At 44.8% G+C, this 15,332-nt stretch carries 13 protein-coding genes and 2 pseudogenes; 6 read left to right on the forward strand and 9 right to left on the reverse strand.

From position 1 onward, the window contains the following. Positions 1 to 403: 403 nt before the first annotated feature. Together H8730_RS16210 and H8730_RS16215 are read right to left on the reverse strand one after the other, a co-directional pair. Positions 404 to 925: a GyrI-like domain-containing protein gene (locus H8730_RS16210; protein ID WP_249290187.1), complete on the reverse strand. Its 522-nt coding sequence runs from the start codon at positions 923 to 925 to the stop codon at positions 404 to 406. A 123-nt stretch (positions 926 to 1,048) separates the two neighbouring features. Beyond that, positions 1,049 to 1,891: a phosphotransferase enzyme family protein gene (locus H8730_RS16215; protein ID WP_249290188.1), complete on the reverse strand. Its 843-nt coding sequence runs from the start codon at positions 1,889 to 1,891 to the stop codon at positions 1,049 to 1,051. A gap of 364 nt (positions 1,892 to 2,255) precedes the next feature. On the opposite strand from H8730_RS16215, the pseudogene H8730_RS16220 reads away from it, so the two are divergent. From H8730_RS16220 to H8730_RS16230, 3 genes and pseudogenes are all read left to right on the forward strand, one after another. Next, positions 2,256 to 2,408, forward strand: a pseudogene (locus H8730_RS16220) (IS481 family transposase); the annotation flags it as partial. A 94-nt stretch (positions 2,409 to 2,502) separates the two neighbouring features. Then, complete coding sequence (locus H8730_RS16225) at positions 2,503 to 2,922, forward strand: recombinase family protein (protein WP_249290189.1); 420 nt, start codon at positions 2,503 to 2,505, stop codon at positions 2,920 to 2,922. Further along, positions 2,909 to 3,301, forward strand: a pseudogene (locus tag H8730_RS16230) (recombinase family protein); the annotation flags it as partial. The gene H8730_RS16225 and the pseudogene H8730_RS16230, both read left to right, overlap by 14 nt. Positions 3,302 to 4,236: 935 nt before the next feature. Here H8730_RS16230 and H8730_RS16235 read toward each other — a convergent pair. Together H8730_RS16235 and H8730_RS16240 are read right to left on the reverse strand one after the other, a co-directional pair. Further along, a complete protein-coding gene (locus H8730_RS16235; protein WP_177718437.1) occupies positions 4,237 to 7,377 on the reverse strand; it encodes a type I restriction endonuclease subunit R in 3,141 nt (1,046 codons plus the stop codon). Further along, positions 7,361 to 8,212, reverse strand: a complete 852-nt coding sequence (locus H8730_RS16240; protein ID WP_249290190.1) for an AbiU2 domain-containing protein — start codon at positions 8,210 to 8,212, stop codon at positions 7,361 to 7,363. The genes H8730_RS16235 and H8730_RS16240 overlap by 17 nt, the downstream gene beginning before the upstream one ends. Before the next feature lie 143 nt (positions 8,213 to 8,355). Between H8730_RS16240 and H8730_RS16245 the strand changes: the two genes are divergently transcribed. Next, positions 8,356 to 8,919: a restriction endonuclease subunit S gene (locus H8730_RS16245; RefSeq protein WP_283244022.1), complete on the forward strand. Its 564-nt coding sequence runs from the start codon at positions 8,356 to 8,358 to the stop codon at positions 8,917 to 8,919. On the opposite strand, the gene H8730_RS16250 is transcribed toward H8730_RS16245, so the two are convergent. The 5 genes from H8730_RS16250 to H8730_RS16270 all read right to left on the reverse strand — a co-directional run bounded on the left by H8730_RS16250 (position 8,908) and on the right by H8730_RS16270 (position 13,493). Next, the gene (locus H8730_RS16250; protein ID WP_249290191.1) at positions 8,908 to 9,432 is read right to left on the reverse strand and encodes a restriction endonuclease subunit S; all 525 of its coding nucleotides are present in this window, start codon (positions 9,430 to 9,432) and stop codon (positions 8,908 to 8,910) included. The genes H8730_RS16245 and H8730_RS16250 overlap by 12 nt on opposite strands. Positions 9,433 to 9,441: 9 nt before the next feature. After that, positions 9,442 to 10,425, reverse strand: coding sequence for a site-specific tyrosine recombinase/integron integrase (xerA, locus tag H8730_RS16255; protein ID WP_177719448.1), 984 nt, complete (start codon positions 10,423 to 10,425; stop codon positions 9,442 to 9,444). 102 nt (positions 10,426 to 10,527) lie between these two features. Then, positions 10,528 to 11,685: a restriction endonuclease subunit S gene (locus H8730_RS16260; protein ID WP_249290192.1), complete on the reverse strand. Its 1,158-nt coding sequence runs from the start codon at positions 11,683 to 11,685 to the stop codon at positions 10,528 to 10,530. After that, entirely contained in the window at positions 11,669 to 13,243 is a 1,575-nt protein-coding gene (locus H8730_RS16265) for a type I restriction-modification system subunit M (protein WP_177719451.1), read from the reverse strand. Before H8730_RS16265 ends, H8730_RS16260 begins: the two co-directional genes overlap by 17 nt. 64 nt (positions 13,244 to 13,307) lie before the next feature. Then, positions 13,308 to 13,493: a helix-turn-helix domain-containing protein gene (locus H8730_RS16270; RefSeq protein ID WP_177719454.1), complete on the reverse strand. Its 186-nt coding sequence runs from the start codon at positions 13,491 to 13,493 to the stop codon at positions 13,308 to 13,310. A 670-nt stretch (positions 13,494 to 14,163) separates the two neighbouring features. On the opposite strand from H8730_RS16270, the gene H8730_RS16275 reads away from it, so the two are divergent. Next, entirely contained in the window at positions 14,164 to 14,364 is a 201-nt protein-coding gene (locus H8730_RS16275) for a hypothetical protein (RefSeq protein WP_177719452.1), read from the forward strand. A 105-nt stretch (positions 14,365 to 14,469) separates the two neighbouring features. Continuing rightward, on the forward strand, positions 14,470 to 15,332 hold an 863-nt coding region (locus H8730_RS16280), incomplete at its 3' end, for a recombinase family protein (protein WP_249290194.1).

Below are 15,332 nucleotides of genomic sequence, written 5' to 3' on the forward strand. Positions count from 1 at the left end.
GACTACTACACCGCAAGGTGCGTTACCTGTTAAGTTGATTGAACCGCCGTGTACCGAACGGTACGCACGGTGGTGTGAGAGGTCGGTAGGCGAAATAATCGCCTACCTCCTACTCGATTTACAATTTTGTCATCATAGCTGTGTGATGTGTTAGTACCAAAATCTCAAGACCTATTTTAGCTCTAACTTTTCCTTCCAATACCTTTCGGTTTTGTCCGAACAACTCCACCTTTATAAGGCGCAGTTACTTGTCAATCATTTGGCGCCGAAAGCAATGCAGAAGCGGATGATGTTATTGTTTCAAAATGAACTGAAGTTTTTTACTGTACCAACGGCCAAAGAACGACAATAAACCATCAAAGGCAAGCGCTCTGTTTGAAATTGAAGACGTGCACACTGCTTTTCAAGCGTTTCCTTTATTTCGAATGGGTCTCCACAGCTCCATTATTGAATCGGTATCTTCTTTGGGATAAACCTCACATTCATTTCCGGGTGCTTGCTCCCATTCCGTTGATTCTTCAATCCATTGTGCCAATTTCATATATGATGTACTCATGGCTATATCTTCATTAGGTGCTGTAACTTGTATGCGAGCATACGTTCCTGCCGGTACTTCATGGAGAATTGTGGTTGCTGGTCTTTGACTTTCGCTGAGAGGGGTCTTGACCTGTACACCCGTTAGGTATGTAAACTCAATGATATCGTCATACATAACATGGTCAACGCAAATGCCGAACCGTCGGTATGGCTGACTCTTATTGGGAATTTTAGAAGCCATACAGTTTTTGTTAAAATTATCAATAAGCGCATTGATTGAGGGAAAGCATTCGGGAGTACCGTGTTTTACTCGAACTCCGCATCCGACAATATAGAGAGGTTCATCTAATGTCAGGACATCAATTGTGTAAATAGTTTCGTTATTCATACCAGTAAGCTCCTTTTTATATTTAATTCGCAGACATGGGTTTGATCTTCTTTTATACAGTAACGGAAGCTATTTAACGCAAGATAAACAAAATGCTGTTCAAGCTATGAACGGCATGTCTGTTTAACTGTAAACGGCGATATGATGCTGTGCTGCAAAGTTTGCTGATTGATAGAACCGATTGGTAAACAATTGTTTATCGATTGAACAGTCGGCGAACAGCCGGTCCTGCTCCATGCAATCTAACAAGTTGTGTAAGTCATCTGTGTTATGGGGAGAGTAAAACCAACTGAATTGACAAATTTTTCTGAATTTCATAAACATTGGAATTTTATCCAGCCAATAGTCGGATAGTGGGTTAGCCGACAAATAACCATCAAGAAAATTTCCGATAAGACTATTTGTGTAATCAGTGCCGCTGTCGTCCTTACGTCCCCACCATAAGCCATGATACAATGCGATTCCTATATCTAATGAAAACCATCCATATAAGCTGTCATCAAAGTCAAAAGCGTTGATATGATCCTTCTCAATAAAGAAGTTCCAGGGATGCAGGTCGTAGTGGATCAGTCCATAGGAATCTTTCGTTTTGGGAAGGGACAGCATTTGCGCAATCAGATCTTCTGCAATTTTGTTGACGGGAGGACAATTTCTGATGCTGTCTCCAAGTGCTTCCCTGCCTGTAAAGGAATGCCTGATGTCAATATTGTTGGCAGGAGTATAGCTTTTGGTTTTGCAGTGCATATCTCCCATAAAACGCCCCCAGTGATTAAATACAGCGGCGTTCCATCGCTGAGGATCTTTTTTATCCCAATTTTGTCCATCCGCTTTTTCAAAAGCGGATAGAATATATGTTTCGCCTTCGTTTTCCACGCAGGTGGCAAACTTGCCTTGCAATGTTTTTAAAGGCAGTGAAACTGATAAATTCTGTCTTTTTAAATAATAAAGCCAGTCCATGGTCTTCATTTCATATACTACCTTGTATTATAAAGTAGTAGTGTTTATAGTCCCTCTCCAAGGACTGTATGCTATACTGTTTGGAGATACTGTGGATTGGTTCTCACTTCCTACCACTTGATGGTTTCAGAAAGGCTACAAGCACAGTCTCTTTGTATATTGCAACAACAACAATAGCGAAAGGAGCCATATCCCTCATGAGTAACAGTATAACACAAGATATGCGTTATAGGCAATCCCTAATGCACTATGCAGAAAAGTATGGCGTTAGCCGTGCCAGCCGGAAATACAACAAATCCCGTTCCTATATCTATTTCTGGAAAATCCGCTGGGACGGCAGTGTTGAGTCCCTGGCCTGCCGTTCCCGCCGCCCGACAATGGCTTTGACTTTACCAACCGGTTTTCCAATTCAAAACGAGATGTCCCCACGCTCTTTGAAGCCGCTGCCCAAAAACTCGGCATACGCCATAAGCTCATCCGGCCGTACACACCACGCCACAACGGCAAAGTAGAACGCAGCCACAGGTGTTATATGCTCTAAGTGACTTCTTAATCACGATTTTTTCTCATGGTTAGTGAAGCAACACTTAGAGCATATTTCATTTCAGGAGGACAACGCTATGATGAGATTATCAACACTCCCAACACCCCCACCGTATCGGCCTTTTCCGCAAGACGGCAGCGCGAAAGGTTCCAGAGTATACCTGTATTGCCGTGTGGCACACAATGACGGTTTTTCGCTGAAATTGCAGAAAGAAGAACTTTTGCAATTTGCAAAGCAGGCCGGATTTGAAATCGTGGGTATTTCCGCTGAATATGCTGGCGGAAGAACTTTAGACCGTGGCGGGCTTAATGAGGTCAGTCAGGCAATTTGCAGCGGCAAGGCTGACGTAGTGCTGGTGAAAAGCACTTCCCGCATTGCAAGGGATATGCCGCAATTCCAAGAGTACATCCGGTTTTTGGACGAGAATGGAGCAATGCTTTGCTGTATGCAGGAACAGCTTGTATTCGGAGGGAGGTATCGTCATGCTGAAAACTAAAATAACGCCCCTGTACGAGAGATTGAGCCATGACGATGAATTAAACGGATAATCCAACTCCATCAGCAATCAGAAATCCATGTTGGAGGACTATGCCAGACGCAATGGCTTTCCCAACCCGACCCACTTTACGGACGATGGGATTTCAGGAACCCGCTTTGACCGCCCCGGATTTAATGCCATGATGGAGGAAGTCGAGGCTGGCCGGGTGGAGGCAATTATCATCAAGGACATGAGCCGGTTAGGACGTGACTATCTCAAAGTCGGTCAGATCATGGAGATTCTGCGGATTAAGGGCGTGCGCCTCATTGCTATCAATGACGGTGTGGACAGTATCAATGGCGATGATGATTTTACCTCGTTCCGCAACATTATGAATTACAACCTTGCATAAAGCATGACAAGAAAAAACAGCGGTGCAGACAATCAGAAATTACAAAGGCCACATTCCGGTGGCTGGGTAATCCAGCACATCAGAATGTGGCCCTTTTTCATAGGCGGTCAGAATCGGTTTTGGTTTTCTGTAAGGCCGGGGATGGACAGAGAGGTGCATTAGGTGTCGTAATAAGGGTTGAAATACGGAGATTTCTTCGTCTGCAAGCGGCGTTTGAAGTGCTGGCTATATGTTTTCCCGTTCAGCCAGCAAAACGACACAGGGCGCAAATAAAGGCCGATTTTCCACCTTTTTATGCTGTCTCTTTGCAGACGTTCAGCAATGCACCGTTTGCCGCCGTTGGGCTCTCCGTTGTCGGGAAACCCAATAACGGAGAATCCGTCAACGGGAAAACCGTTATCGGAAAAGCCCACGCAAATAAATACTAAATTAAGTAATTATGAAAGAAACAATTACTGGCTCTATAAATTATCCATCTATCAATCAAGAGAATGCAGAGAACAGTCATTCTGCTGGTTGCTTTTCAGTGTTACGAAGTGATGAATAGATAGGATGGATTCACTGTCAGGATAAAGGTCGAAGATCAAAGATTTTTTGCCTTATAAACTTCACCTGCATATCGGCCAGTATGATTCATACATCATCAGTATCGCCGCTGTGAGACGGAATAAAGGCCGTATTTCGACCTCTACCGGTTCGAGGAAGTGTGGCCTTTTACAACGCATTGACTATCTCTACAAACCGGTTCATGCTGACCGCACCAAGTAAAAGATTATCCCCATTCTGGGCCTCCTATGAGAAGTTTTACTTTCGAGGCAAATTCGTATGTATTGTCTTTGCAGGAAATCTGCTTACCAGCGTATTCAACACTCCCAGCGCAACTGAGTTGCCCGCGATTTACTCCTTTCGGCGGGACAGAGTTATTGAGCGTACTTCTTGAAGTTCTCGGCTTGTTCCAGAACCTCCTTGTAAACATCATCAATGGTTACAGGCGGGTATTCAAACTCGTCCAACAGTAAGATGAGATCAACTTGCAGATTTGCTTTAATATCATCGCGGGTAGACCAGTCAGTGTACTTGGCTTTGTCATCGACAATAATCTTTATCCGCTTTGACAATTCAATCATCTTATCGTCTGGGTATTCAAACTCGTATTTCTTGGCAACCGCTTTGAGAATGTCATAGAAGGCTTTTTCTTCGTAGTCAATTCCCATACCCTTGAAGGAGTCTTTTTCCTGCTTGAGTTCTTCAAGGAGTTTCGCAAGTTGTTCTGCTACATCGTCAAGGACTTCATTAGCGAAAGCCTCGTCACGACGGCGATTATTGTATTCATCGACAATCCGCTTGAGGCGATCCGAGAACTCCATGCCCATGATGCGATTGACTTTTTTGTACTCGTCAATCGCCTGAGAGAGAAGCCGCTGCAACACTTTGATTTTCGTGTTTGGAAGCTGAATTGCGTTGATTTTGTCCAGATATTCGTCGCTGAAAATATCAACGGAAATATGTTTTCCTGTTTCAAACAGTTCCTCTATACCATCCGATTGAATTGCACCTTCAAGCAATTCACGGACACGGGCATTCATTTGTGAAATGTCAGGGGCATCGCCTTTTGTGAGCTTAAAAAGAATTGAACGCACGGCACAGTAGAAGTGCAGGTAGTCCTTTTCCTTGTCAGAGATCGCATCACTTGAACTGCATAGATTGAATGCTTGCTTCATACGTTTGACCGCAGCCATAAAGCGAGTTTCCAAATCCTCTGTAAGCTGGACATACTCAACGGCTCGGTTGAGGCAAGCAAGTTGCTCCTTCGGAGAGCCGCCAAAGTAATCTGAGCTATTGAAGTTATGAAACATCTGCGCCAAAATATCAAGCTGGTCTTTAACAATCGTGACGGATTGCTCAACACCTTGAAACTCATCACTCTCAAAGTTGGTGTACTTCTTGAGGGCAAGATTCATGTTTTTCTTTATACCGATATAGTCCACAATTAAGCCCTTGTCCTTGCCAGTGTAGACACGGTTGACACGGGAAATCGTTTGGATAAGAGTATGTTGCTGGATAGGCTTGTCAATGTAGATTGTGTCAAGTGCCGGTACATCGAAACCGGTAAGCCACATATCAACAACGATGGCGATCTTGAAGTTGGATTTCACATTCTTAAACTGACGGTCAAATTCCTTGCGATCATCCTTCGTTCCCAACATTTCATAAAGCTCAGGCTCATCATCTTTGTTTCGAGTCATAATGAGCTTAATTTTTTCAATAGGTTTGAGTTCCTTCTTCTCCTTTTCTGTCAGCTCAACTCCATCAGGACAGACTTTTTTCTCTGCCCATTCCGGTCTCATGCCAACAACGATTTGATAGAAAGTATATGCTATTTTGCGGTTGGAGCAGACAAACATTGCTTTCCCTGCAACAGTAGCACCCTCAGAAACACGAGTCTCATAATGGTTGATAAAGTCCTCTGCAACCGCTTGGAGCCGGTCGGGATCACCAATTATCGCATCAATATGAGCAACGGCTTTCTGACTTTCTTCGATTTGATGCTCGTTTGCACCTTCAACAGCGCAACGGTCATAATAGTCTTCGATTTCTCGAACCTTCGCCTGGTCAAGCGTAACCCGTGCAGCGCGTCCGTCATAGACAAGATTGACAGTAATACCGTCTTTGACCGCCTCGGTCATTGTGTAGGCATCGACAACCGGACCAAAGACTTCAATCGTGCCATCTACGGGCGTTCCGGTAAACCCGACATAGGTTGCATTGGGCAGCGAATCATGTAGGTACTTTGCAAATCCATATGTCCGCTCCACACCTTCATCCGTGATCTTGACTTTCTGGTCGAGGTTTATCTGGCTGCGGTGTGCTTCATCGGATATACAGATTACATTGGCTCTGTCCGTCAGAAGATCCAAGTCCTCAGTGAACTTTTGGATAGTGGTCATATACACGCCGCCGCTTGTCCTGCCTTGAAGTTCCTGACGCAGCTTTTCGCGGGAATCAATGCTAACAACGGTTTCGTCACCAATGTACTTTTTGGATGCTACAAACTGCTTTGAGAGTTGGTCATCCAAATCCGTCCGGTCAGTAATAATCAGGATCGTAGGACTGTGAAAGAATGTACTCTTCATGAGCATTCTCGTGAGGAAGAGCATGGTATAGCTCTTCCCGCAGCCAGTCGCGCCGAAGTATGTACCGCCCTTGCCGTCTCCCCCCGGTCTGAGATGCGCTTTAATGTTCTCAAACAGCTTGACCGCCGCAAAATACTGAGGATAGCGGCAAACAATCTTGATGTCCTTATCCGAGCTGTCCGGGAAGTAGACAAAATCCTTAATGACTGCCAAGAGGCGTTCCTTGCGGAACAATCCACTCACCATAGTTACAAGCGAATTGATTCCGTCCAATTCCTTGTCATCAGCCTCGATCTTTCTCCACGCATAGAAGAAATCATAGGGAGAGAAGAACGAACCGTATTTATTGTTTGCACCGTCGCTAATCACAATGAAGGCATTATACTTGAATAGCTCAGGAATATCACGACGATAACGCACGGTGAGCTGAGTATAGGCATCCATGATTGTTGTGTTTTCTTTGACTGCGCTCTTGAACTCCAATACTACAACAGGAATGCCGTTGATAAATACGATACCGTCCGGAATACGGAGCTGGTTGTTCACGCCTTCAATCTCAAACTGATTGACGATCTTGAACACGTTTTTCTCTGGCTCATCGAAGTCAATCAGTTCAATATAAATATCTTTCTTTGTATGATCTTCGCGGTTGAAGATGAAACCGTCGCAAATCATTTTGCATACAGCTTTATTCGCTTCATAGATTGTACCGGAAATAGACCTCAGGCGAAGCACAATGCTATCAACTTCGCTGGGGGTAAGTCCCTCTGCGGCGTATCTGTTCAGGAGGTACTTCCGCAAATCATCAATAAGCAAAACCTCAGAACGTTCACGGTGGATCTGCTCTCCATTCAGATAAATATATCCTTCATCCTGAAAAAGCTCCATGATGGACATTTCAAGAGAATGTTCATTGAAGTTTGCCATTATCATTTCCTCCTAACTGTCTTCGCAATTCTTCTTCAAATGCTTTTTCGCTTTGCTGGAAGTCGTATTCCTGATACTTCAATCCTAAGCGTGTCAGCATGAGCGTTCCTTCCCAGTCATCTATATTTGAGTATTGCGTTGCGTGGTTTACATCTGTGAGAATACCAAGAATCAAGCCCGTACAATCAAGCGCAAAGTCTATCATTTCCTGAACGTCCGGATAGGAAATAGGGTAACGGTCCGGAAGGTTCTCACTGTTCACGATGCGCTGCTCATCGTTGTGGGCATAGAGTTTGTTTCTCTGCATTCGGATGTTATCTCTCTTTTTGCTCAGTCCGTTGAACCGCTTCTGATATAGGTCTAAAAACTCTGGGAAAGCCAAATCCACCCGAACAGGAACATTGTCCGCATCTGGAATATCAAACGCTGCGAAAAGTTTCCTATCTGACTTAACTCGGTCCTTAAAGAAGCATTCCTCTTGCGGCTTGAGTTGGTGCTGATATGGGATCGGATAGGAAAAGGTTGTTCCGTCATGGTCCACCGTCATAGTTTCTCTGTACTTCGGGAAAAGGTCTTGATTTTCCTCGCATTTAGCAAGGAGGGTTCCAATGGACACGACACCATTCGAGCTATCATACAGTTTGGCAATCTCAATGAAACAGGCTTTCATCAGAGCATCATAGACTGTATGGTAGAACGCTGGCGAAACCTTCATCTCTTCGGCATAATTGCGTTGGTTCTTCCGATACTGCTGCATGATCAGGTAGTAGGCGTTTGCGTCGAAAGCTCCTTGATGAAGTTCTTCGGCAATTCTGATCAATGTTTTCTTGTCCATTTTCACCCCTCCCTTCGTAGGAAAATGATAATTTAGAAGCGACGGTTCAAGCTATTTTCAAGTCATTGTTTATTGACTTTGAAAGAACAGAAAATACCGACTTTGTTGAGTTTGAGTTCGGAAAATATCCGGCAAATTGGAGTTTGGTTGACATGGATTCGATTGTTGATGTTCGTGATGGTACACACGACTCACCAAGTCCGACCGAATCCGGTAAATACCTAATCACTTCTCGACATTTACTTCCGTATGCTGTTGACCGTAGTGATGCTTATTTCATTAGCGAAACTGATTATGAGAAAGCAAATGAAAGAAGCAAGGTTGAATATGGTGATATTCTCTTTAGTATGATTGGAACAATCGGCATCATCTCCTTTATCACAGATAAAGAAATAGACTTTGCCATAAAGAATGTTGGATTGTTCCGTACTTCTCAAAATCCAAACATACGATACTTCATTCTCTCGTATTTGAAAAGCAAAATCGAAGAGAATTATATAGCTTCCTATATGGCAGGAAGTACACAATCGTATGTAAGTTTGAATGTGCTTAGAAAAATACCACTTATTCTACCGCCAAATGATGTCCTTCAACATTTTGAGAAGCAAGTAGCACCGCTATATGCAAGAATGATTGAAAACACCCACGAAATCAGCAAACTCAACGACCTAAAAGATGTGATAACCACATCAATGTCAAGCCGCTAAATTATCATTTATCTTCCGCTTGAGTTCAATCCTATCCGTGATTGTATTATATGCCTTCACAATACTGCGCTGCTTCTCGATAGAGGGGACAGGCAGTTCAACCTTGCACATTTCATCCCAATCCATGACCTCACGGACACTTCCATGAGACTTGAATCGAGCATACCGGTCAAACTCCGGACGGCTGAACCACAGCATCAGATACTCTGGCATAAGTTCGTTCTCATCCTTGACTTCAAAAACCGTGTAGATGTTGCTGACCAAGCCCTCATCATAGTCTTTAAGGAGGGCAATGCCAATCTTATCTCCACGTCTTGATGTGTCAGGAATGTATGTGAATTGCCCACGTTTCACAACTTTGTATTTTGTGAAGTCTGTTCCGACTGTATTTGCGATAGACGGAATAAACGTCTTCTGGACGGACACGCCAAGAAGATTATCTTCTTTTCCATCCGTGTTGCGGACATCAACTTGCTGAATAAAATCTCCAAGCAGCCTATATCCTTCTTTCATTGTGACACCTCACCCTATGTATTTTCTGTGTGCCAGCTTCACATTTTGCTGTTTGACCATAGCATAGTGCATGGTCGTGTCGATTTTCTGATGCCCCAAGAGCTGCTGGACTTGTTCTATGGGCATCCCTTTGTCTATGGCGGCAGTTGCAAGCGTCCTTCGGAATTTATGTGGGTGGACGCGGGGCAAATACAACCTTCGTCCCAACTCCCGCAATCGTCTCTCAATGCCGCCGATCTGTAACCGTTCATGTGGGGCTGTTAGAGAAACGAACAGAGCGGGATTACTGTCACTACGGCTCTCCAAATAATTTTGAAGGTGAATCTTCGTTCTGGCATCAAAGTAGACAATTCTTTCCTTGCTGCCTTTTCCGAATACAACACATTCGCGCTCATTGAAGTTGATGTCGTCTCTGTTGAGTGCGGTCATTTCTCCAACACGCATCCCGGAGGATGCCAAGAGGTCAATCATGGCAAGGTCGCGGATAGAAGAGCAGTTATCGCGCATGATTTCCAAAGCCTCATCTGAATAAGTCTCTTTGATCACCTTCGCCGTTTTGACCTTATGTATGCGGCGAACAGGACTTTTCACGATGTGATCCTCGTCCTCCATCCACGAAAAGTAGCTGGATAGAATCCTGCGGATGTTATCAATCGTGACCTTGCTGGATTTTCTTTGCGTTTGGTAGTCCGTGAGATACTTGCGCAAGTCTTCTGTGGTGATTTCCTGCGCCAATTTCCCGATGCCGGACAGCATTGCAAAGATGGTTTGGCGATAGTAGTTCAGCGTCTTTTCCGAGCAGCCTTCAATACGCTTGGCCGTGATAAACAGGGAAACCGTGTCTACACTTTCACTTACTTCAATGGCTTCGTCACGATGGACTGTTACACCGGTCAGTGTTTTCTCAAGTACAGCTTGGAGCTGCTTGAGCTGTGCATTGTTCAGATACGGAAGCATCTGTCGCTGCACTTCTTGAATTAGTTGTTCTTTCATTGTCGTTTCTCCTTTGTTTTAACTCAGAGAACGACAATCAGTGGCAGTTCCTTGTGGTAAACCTCTCGCCACTGGTGAGAGTTGTGGACTGTAAATGATAATTTAGCGGCTTAACTCAACAAGTAAGATATTGCTCAGCGCTTTTAGACTATCAATTTCATTCTTGTTGACTGATATACGTTCCTCTATGGAACGAAACTGGCGGTCTAAAGCTGTAAGAACAGTATCTGATTCTGGTATTGCAAAAGTGATTTTCTGCAAATCCTTGATTGGCAACTGAGGTTGAGCTGAACCAGATCTAAACTGTTCAATAGCTGCTTTCATATACGAGCTTTTCAGGAATGCGTATATGAGATAGGGAGAAAGTCGCTTTACCTTAGGGCGAATAATGAGCATACCAGAGTTAATGCGAATGTTGGCATATTTGATATGCTCGTTATACAAGGCAACGTTACCGAGCGTTCCACGAGAGGTAAGAACGATGTCATAAGAAGATAAATGTCCTTTGTTCATTGCCCTGTCCTTCTCCTCGGTGACAAACATACAGGTATCAAAGCTAAATCCTGTCGATGTAACGTTAGAAGCGTTCAAAAACAAGCAATAGCCTTTTGCTGAAAATTCATCAAATGTGGGATAGTTCTTGCCTCTGTCTCCATCAATGAAATCCGCAAAGTCGCCAAGAGCTGTTGGTATGGTTTGATTTTTGCTGATTGATTCAACCAAAATTGCTTGTTCACTCGCTTCTAAATTATCATTTATCTCCTTCTTCATGGCAATTCGCCTTGTGATTGCCCGATAGGACTCTATGATCTCAAGCTGCTGCTCATAGGTTGGAATTGGAAGCTGGATGCAGCAAAGATCATCCCATGTGATACCGCCACGAACACTGCCGTCTGTCATAAACCAGCATTCGCGGTCAAACTCAGGCCTGCGGAACCACATCATCAAGTATTCTTCGTTCAAAACCGTTCGGTCAACAATTTCAAACATGAAGTACGCCGGGGAAACAATCGCTGGTTCGTCATTCTCATACAGCGCAATCGGAAGGCGTTCATCACGTCCAACGTGCATCGGATTACAGGCAAACAGTCCCTTGCTGATTAACTTGTATCGGCTCAAGTCTGTGCCAATTACGTTTGCAACGGAAGGCATAAACTCTTTGTCGATACTTATGCCAAGGACAGTGTTAGAGGCTTCCTTAGAGTTCCGATAATCAACGAGACGAATATGTTTTCCAAGAGCTTCATAATTCGATTTCATAGCCCAGCTCCTTAAATACAGTCAACAGATCAGACTTTGACTTTTCCTCTGCAATAAGCAGATCACGCAGTTCGGATTGCAGCGTCTTCATTTTTGTATCAAAGTCGATGTTCTCATCGCGGTTTACAAACTCAATGTAACGGCTCGGGACAAGGGTGAATCCCTTTTCAGCAACCTCGTCGAAGGATGCGCTGTAACAAAACTCCGGCACATTCTGATAGTTCTCTTCATAACCCTCCTGCTGCCATGCGTGATAGACGCTCGTAACCTTCGCACGGTCTTCTTCTGTCAGCTCAATATACTTCTTTTCATATGGGCTGCCCATTTGCCGCAAATCCATGAAAAGGATCTCGCGCTCACGATTGCGGAAGCGTTTTACCTCACCGTTTTCTTCAATCACACGAGCCTTCTTATTCTTGTTCAGAATCCAGAGCGTGACGCTGATGTCAGTGGTATAGAAAAGGTTGCGGGGCAGAATGATGATTGCTTCAACCAGGTTATTTTCAATTAGCTGACGGCGAATCTTCAACTCTGTACCATCGTCAGACAACGCACCATTCGCAAGCAGGAAACCGGCAACGCCGTTCTGCGAGAGCTTTGAAACGATATTCAAAATCCAGCCATAGTTTGCGTTACTCGTAGGCGGAACTTCATAACCGTCCCAGCGCGGATCGTCAATCAGTTCGGTATCGGCACGCCATTCCTTTTGATTGAAGGGCGGGTTCGCCATAATGTAATCTGCCTTGAGGTCTTTGTGCTGATCATTGGTGAACGTGTTCGCAGCCATTTCTCCGAGGTTTGCAGAGATACCGCGAATAGCCAGATTCATTTTGCACAACTTGTACGTCGTGTTCGTATATTCCTGACCGTAGATGGAGACTTTCTTTTTGTTGCCGTGATGTGCCTCTACGAACTTCATCGACTGGACGAACATACCACCAGAACCGCAGCAGGGGTCATAGAGGATACCATCATACGGCTCGATCATTTCGGCAATCAGATTTACAATGCACTTCGGGGTGTAGAACTCGCCCTTGCCTTTGCCTTCCGCAAGCGCAAACTTGCTCAGGAAGTATTCATAAACCCGCCCGATAATGTCATTCTCTTTATCGCCGGTGTTGATCTTATCAATCTCATCCAGCAGCGATGCCAGCTTTGCCGTGTCAATGTGGAGACGTGAGTAATAGTTATCGGGAAGTGCGCCTTTCAGAGCGGGATTCGCTTTTTCAATCGTATAAAGGCCGGTGTCAATTTTCAGTGCAATGTCATCCTGCTTCGCATGCTCCATGATGAAAGACCAACGACTGATCTCAGGCAGGAAGAATACGTTGTCCTTCGTATAGAAGGCAACATTATCAACAAACTTCTCACCATATTTTTCAGTAATGGCTTTCCTTTGTGCCTCAAACTTATCGCTGGCAAACTTCAAGAAAAAGAGACTGAGAACGACGTGTTTGTATTCTGCTGGCTCGACAGAACCACGGAGTTTGTCTGCGGATTTCCATAGAGCTTCCTCCATAGAAATCTCTTTTTTCGGTGTGGATGCCGCTCGTGCCATATCAAAACCCTCCCTGTATCTTTATCATCTTATTCTACAAAAAGAACTGTACGAAAAACCGGACTTAGCCCTTGTCCGTTCGCACAGCCTCGCAAATATCTCCGATGTCGCAATTCAAGTAACCACAGATGCGCAGCAAAATAGAGATGGAAACTTCTTCCCCCTTATTCAGCTTTGTCCATGTACCAGATGCGAGGTTAAGCTCTTGCCGGAATGCGGACTTCTTTATATCTCGTTCAATCAGGAGCATCCAAAGTTTCTTATAACTTATCCCCACAATACTACACTCCTTCACTCATTCGTTAACTATATTTTTTATTATACACGAAATTCTCTTTGATTACAATCATCCTATGTACAAATTCAAAGAAAAGAAGCAAGTTCTTGATGATTTTCCAGCAAAAAAAGCAAGGCGGTTATCTAATACGAGCTTCTTGTCTCTTTCTGTTATTCTTGTTGAGGGATTATGCTTCTGTTTGTGGTTATGCTCTGCGCTCGACTTGTGAACTTGGCTCTAATGCTGCATGAAGGAGGAAATGAGAAAAAATCGGCAAAGCGAATAAAAGTAAGTTCTCTTTAAGAAAGTTCAGGAAATACTTTCAATTAGGACACAAACGGGTTTGTGGGACTATCATAAAAAAATGAACGTTTCAGCGGCAAGACTGGAACACTCATTTTTTCGGTGTGGGTACCCACCGAATTTGCTTGCTATTCTCTCATATCATACTCTCGCTTTGCTGCGCCTCCCTTTGAATACCGTTTCCTTATTTCAACCACTGATGGAAAGTGATTCCGCAGGAATTGCTTTCCATCAGTGGTTTCCGCAACTCCGCAGAGTTGCGCAGCCCCCAAAAGTTTTTGTTCTCACCCCTGTTTTTCTCCGAGAAAATGTCCGTTGTAAAGTGAAGGGGGGTGCTCTGATGGCACAAGAAAGGAATAGGCTGGATAATGGTTATCTGGCAACCTGTCCAAGCAGGAAGAAACTGCGTCTGCCTGACCAACTGGACTTATATATGGAGGACGGGACGATCTACCATGTTCATAGCTTTTTTGCGGAGGAAAAGCGGATGGGCGAGGTGCTGGATGCGCTCTCTATGGAAAAATTCAATCGGGAGACATGAATCCCGGCAGATTGCCCAGTGGAATCTTTGACGGTGCGGTGGTATAATAGAATCATAATTTCTGATTGCCATACGCACTGCATTTCGGGAGGTTAAAGAAAGAATATGCAGGAAAATTGTATGGTCGGCATCTACGCAAGATTGAGTCGCGACGATGAGCGGGCCGGGGAATCCGTGTCCATTGAAAACCAAAAGGAAATGCTTTCCCGGTATGTGCGGGAGCAAGGCTGGACGCTGTACGATTATTACTGTGATGATGGCGTGAGCGGAACAACCTTTGACCGTCCGGGGCTGAACCGACTGGTGCAGGACGCGACGGACAGGAAAATCAATCTGGTGCTCTGCAAGGATCTCAGCAGACTGGGCCGTGATTACATCGAGGCTGGCAAATATACGGATTTTGTGTTCCCGTCTCTCGGCTGCCGCTTCATTGCCCTCAACGATGGCGTGGACACCATCCGCAAGAACAATGAAATGCTGGTGATTCTGAAAAATGTCATGAATGACCTCTATGCCCGGGATACCAGCAGCAAAATCAAGGCGGTGAAGCAATCCACCTTCAAATCCGGGAAGTATGTGGGCTGCTATGCGCCCCTCGGCTACCGCAAGAACACAGAGGATAAGCACATCCTTGAAATTGACCCGGTAACTGCTCCGGTGGTACGGCGCATCTTTGACCTGCGTTTGCAGGGTTACGGTTTTCGCAAAATTGCCCTGCAGTTAAACGCAGAAAAAGTCCCGTCCCCCAGAAGTTTTTACTATATGGCTGAGGGGCGGGAAAACCTGCGGGGCGAAACGCCCTACTGGAACGATGTGACGGTGAAAACTATCCTCCGCAACGAGGTCTATCTCGGCCATATGGTGCAGAACAAGACCGGTACTGTGTCCTACAAAAACCACAAGCAAATCAGCAAACCGGAGAGCGAGTGGATCAGGGTGGAACACACCCACGAACCGCTGATCTCGCA

Origin of the sequence: Bianquea renquensis (genome assembly GCF_014384895.1) — a bacterium.
GTDB classification, from domain to species: Bacteria; Bacillota; Clostridia; order Lachnospirales; family Bianqueaceae; genus Bianquea; species Bianquea renquensis.